General features: G+C 40.5%; 4 protein-coding genes. 1 reads left to right on the top strand and 3 read right to left on the bottom strand.

Annotated features, from left to right (window positions below):
* Nucleotides 1-239 precede the first annotated feature (239 nt).
* Entirely contained in the window at nucleotides 240-1,142 is a 903-nt protein-coding gene (locus HMPREF0083_RS10110) for a DMT family transporter (RefSeq protein WP_021621202.1), read from the top strand.
* 74 nt (nucleotides 1,143-1,216) lie between these two features.
* Here the strand turns inward: HMPREF0083_RS10110 and asnB are convergent, their stop codons facing one another.
* The 3 genes from asnB to HMPREF0083_RS10090 form a co-directional block, all read right to left on the bottom strand.
* Nucleotides 1,217-3,121, bottom strand: a complete 1,905-nt coding sequence (asnB, locus tag HMPREF0083_RS10105; RefSeq protein WP_021621201.1) for an asparagine synthase (glutamine-hydrolyzing) — start codon at nucleotides 3,119-3,121, stop codon at nucleotides 1,217-1,219.
* A gap of 421 nt (nucleotides 3,122-3,542) precedes the next feature.
* The gene (locus HMPREF0083_RS10095) at nucleotides 3,543-3,884 is read right to left on the bottom strand and encodes an ArsR/SmtB family transcription factor (protein WP_021621199.1); all 342 of its coding nucleotides are present in this window, start codon (nucleotides 3,882-3,884) and stop codon (nucleotides 3,543-3,545) included.
* Nucleotides 3,884-4,318, bottom strand: a complete 435-nt coding sequence (locus HMPREF0083_RS10090; protein ID WP_021621198.1) for an SRPBCC family protein — start codon at nucleotides 4,316-4,318, stop codon at nucleotides 3,884-3,886. The genes HMPREF0083_RS10095 and HMPREF0083_RS10090 overlap by 1 nt, the downstream gene beginning before the upstream one ends.
* Nucleotides 4,319-4,443 lie beyond the last annotated feature (125 nt).

Raw genomic sequence — 4,443 nt, 5'->3', positions numbered from 1 at the left:
TTGTGGTGGGAGGTAAGAAAAGAAGGAAGGGCGGGATCCGGCGGAAAAAGACACGCTTGCCCTTTCTTCTGCCGGAGCGCAGGGCGCATCCAATCTCTTCTTTTTTCCGAATCCTCTCCTTCCAACCACGCTACTTGTTAAAATATCAAGTGTAATTTATATAGTATGTACCGTATTTCTTTCTACTTTTTTTAGTAGTTATAAATATAACATCTAATGATAAGGAGCTACTGTCAAAAATGAGAGCAATACCTGTATTTAAAATGTCTATTTCAATGACCATTTTTGGTTCGATCGGTTTTTTCTCAGTGAAAACAGGTCTTCCATCATTTGAATTAGTCTTTGTCCGTTGTATTTGTGCAACACTTTTTTTAAGTCTGTGCTGGGGGCTATCAGGCCAATATAAAAAGGAGAAATGGAATAAAAGAGAGACGGCTCAAATCATAGCTTGTGGCATCTTTCTTGTATTTAACTGGGTATTTTTATTTAAAGCTTTTGAAATGATGTCAGTTACAGTAGCCATTTCCATTTATCATCTTGCCCCTGTTTTAGTACTGCTTATGGGAAGTATTATATTTAAAGAAAAATTAGCTGTGCTTTCCTTTTTATCTATTGTCATTTGCTTTATCGGTACGGTTTTAATTATTGGTATTAACAACCACACTTCTTTTCATGAATTATTATCTTCAGGTATCGTGTGGGCACTTCTAGCAGCTCTATTTTATGCTTTTACTACTTTATTAGGTAAAGGAATCAAATACACAAGCGCTTACGCGATGACATTCTTGCAAACATTTTTAGGGATTTTTATTTTAATGCCGTTTATCGATTTTGATTCATTTACGGGTCTTACCCAGAATAATTGGATTGCCATTATTGCAACAGGATTAATCCATACAGGGCTGGTATATTACTTATTTTTTGATAGTTTGCGCTATTTACCTACACGCATCATTTCTGCATTAGTATTCCTTGACCCAGGCGTTGCTATATTATTAGATATGCTATTCACTGGTTTTCGCCCTACTCTAATACAGATTTTAGGGATTGTTTTTATTTTTGGCGGAATGGCTTTGTCTTTAAAAAAACCAAAAACAATACGGATTAAGCTACCCGAAAATTACAGTACCAAGAATTCATGAACCCCTGCACTTTAGAAAAACAAAACCAGGATCCCTCAATCTTTACATCTAAAATTAACGGATCCTGGTTAATCTTACACTGATGCTGCCGCTTTTGCTAAAGTACTCGCAGGCAAGGAGTCGCTATAAGCTCCTTCGATGTAAATCTGATGCCAAAGCATAAAAATAAGCAGTGTCCATAATTGTCGACTCGCATCGATCTTTCCCTCTTTATGCTTCTCAAGCATATGTAAGGCAGCTGACTTGTTTATCCATTGTTCCACCTGTGCCGTATGGATAAGCTCTCTCGCCCAACCATACCACTCTTCTCTTAACCATACCCTTATCGGAACGGGAAATCCCAGCTTTTTCCGAATTTGCACTTCCGGCGGCAATATATCCTTCATGGCTTCACGCAGCAAATACTTCGTTGTAGCCGGAGTTACTTTGTATTTTGTAGGAATGGTGGATGCGAAATCGAATACCTTTGTGTCTACGAAGGGTACGCGCAGTTCTAACGAATTAGCCATAGACATTTTGTCGGCTTTCATTAGTATATTTCCGCGTAGCCATGTATGAATGTCAATATATTGCATTTTTGTAACCTCATCATAGTACCTTGCCTCATCATAAAGATGAGCAATAGTCTGATGACTCGGCTCATGTATATCTGTCTTGAAAAAGTGTTCAGATAACACCTTCTTTTTTGTATGCTCCGTAAAGATTTTTGCATTTCCGAAGAAACGTTCTTCTAATGGCTGACTCCCTCTCTCTAAAAAGCTTTTGCCCTTCATGCCTGAGGGCATAATATAAGCAAGATACGCCGCCATTTTTCGTGCCCATTCCGGCAAGTACATAAAACCACGAAGTGAATAGGGCTCTTTATAAATGTTGTATCCCCCAAAAAACTCATCCGCACCTTCACCCGAAAACACCACTTTAACATGTTGGCTGGCCAACTTGGAAACAAAATAAATTCCAACGGCCGATGGATCGGCAACCGGTTCGTCTTGATGCCAAACCAGCTTCGGAAGAAAGTTCAAATACTCTTTAGCATTCACACAAACTTCATAATGCTCTGTTCCCAAGTATCGTGCTGTGTGCCTTGCATCGTCCAATTCACTGTACCCTGGTATATTAAAGCCAATGGAGAACGTTTTGATCGCTTCTTGTTGTCGTAATAGCGCAACCAAGCAACTGGAATCGATTCCACCCGACAAAAATGCCCCTCGCGGCACATCGCAACTTCTGTGTAAACGGACGGATTCAGTTAAGACGGCGCGGGCTTCTTCCACCAAATCAGCAAAGGGTTTGGTCTCCTCTGGATTAAATCGTACATTAAAATACGGTTTTATATGTACTGTATCATTTGTAATGGTCATACAATGACCGGCTTTTAATTTTCTAATTGAACGAAACATGGTCGCCGGTTCAGGCACATACTGAAACGTTAGGTAATGATAAAATGAACGAGTATCCACTTCTCGCTCTATGTTGCTTAAACCGAAGAATGCTTTTATTTCTGAACCGACAATAAATCCGTTTGACGTTTCACAATAATATACTGGCTTAACGCCAAACGGATCTCTGGCAGCAAACAGGATGTTCCTTCTTTTATCCCAAATCACGAAGCCGAACATGCCGCGTAAATATTTTGGACACTCGCTTCCTACTTCTTCATACAATCGCACAATAACTTCCGTATCGGAATTTGTATGAAATTTGTGTCCTTTCTTCGTTAGCCAATCTTTTAACTCCAGATGATTATAGATTTCGCCATTGAAAACAAGCCATATACCCTTTTCAGAGTTACCAAGCGGCTGCGCTCCATTCTGTATATCAAGAATGCTTAGCCTTCTAAATCCAAGGCCGATATGACCATCTACATATGTCCCTTCATCGTCGGGACCTCGATGAACGATAATATCGGTCATTTTTTTTAATACGTCCTTAGAAACAGGGACTTGATTTTTGTTATATAGGGTAACAAATCCACACATAATTCTGCTCCTTCAACGAAGTAATAATGATGATACATTTTAGTCTGCCCATTATTTTCTTCAATTACATAAAATTTTACGCTCAGGTCACAGAACGCCCCTTGTTTCAATGAATTGGATGCAAATAGTGAAAGAAGTGAAGAAGAAGAACGATGCACGCGTCGGCGTGTTCCCTCATCTTTTTCTCACAAGGAAGAGACACAGCCGCTTTGTGGCGCCAAGGCTGGACCGGCAAAAAGCGGTCTTGCGGTCCCGCCTGGCTGGGGCAAAAAGCGGTCCTCTACGCTTCGGGGCGGGAGACGAACCGACGCCCGTTTGGGGCACGGTGTGGTGACGACCCACTCTGGATCATACTAGATAATCAACACCCTTGATAAAATACAAAAAAGCTAGCTTGGCAATAGCTAGCTTTTTTGTATGGTTATACACCCCTTAAATCATTTATTTCTTTATCCTCTACATAATGTTTAAGCATAGCAAGCTTGTTATCCCAAAATTGTTCGTAAAAGGAAAGCCACTGCTTCAATTCGAGCAGAGGTTCCGGATGTAGCCTATACTGCTTTTCCCTACCTACCTTCCGCCCACTAACAAGTTCCACTTCCGAAAGGATGCGCAAATGTTTAGAAACAGCTGTACGGCTTATAGGAAAGTGATCGCTTATCTCAGTAATCGGCATTTCTTTTTCGGCAAGCAATCTAAGCAGCTTTCGCCGTGTAGGATCCGCTATAGCTTGAAATATATCGTGCTTTGGCGCAGTGGACATTAGCCTTCAATAACCTTTCGAAGTCTTTCATTAACAAGCATCGTCCAACCTGCATCCATTCTGTCGCGTACTACCGAATTTTTTTCTCCCGCTTTTGGAACCTCTTCATTCGCTTCTCCCCAACCAGTATGGATAAGTGTGAACTGCGTTTTTTCATCAAGCTCTTTTAGTTCAAAAGAAACAACCCAGCCGGATACGTCCCAAGTAAAGGAAAGTCGATGGGGAGGATCAAGTTCCAATACTTTGCAAGGCGAAGGCCCAAATGGTGATTGCAAATGGAATTCGTGACCTATTTTTGGTTCAAAATCATTGGGCATAAACCATGCGGCAATCCCCTCCGCAGTGGAAACCGCCTCCCATACTTTTTGAATCGGTGCATCAAAAACAACAATTTGTCGAATATCCTGTACTGTACCTTGATTATTTCCTTGCATTTTATACCTCCATATTGCTCAAAAATAAAACCAAAAGGTTTCATATTCGATTATATGAAACCTTTTGGTTTTATGTCAATATTCGTTACCGCGCCTGTTGATTATCCATAAGGTGGAAAAAAAGA

It is taken from the genome of Aneurinibacillus aneurinilyticus ATCC 12856, assembly GCF_000466385.1.
GTDB lineage: Bacteria > Bacillota > Bacilli > Aneurinibacillales > Aneurinibacillaceae > Aneurinibacillus > Aneurinibacillus aneurinilyticus.
This window is presented reverse-complemented; position numbering and strand designations above follow the sequence as displayed.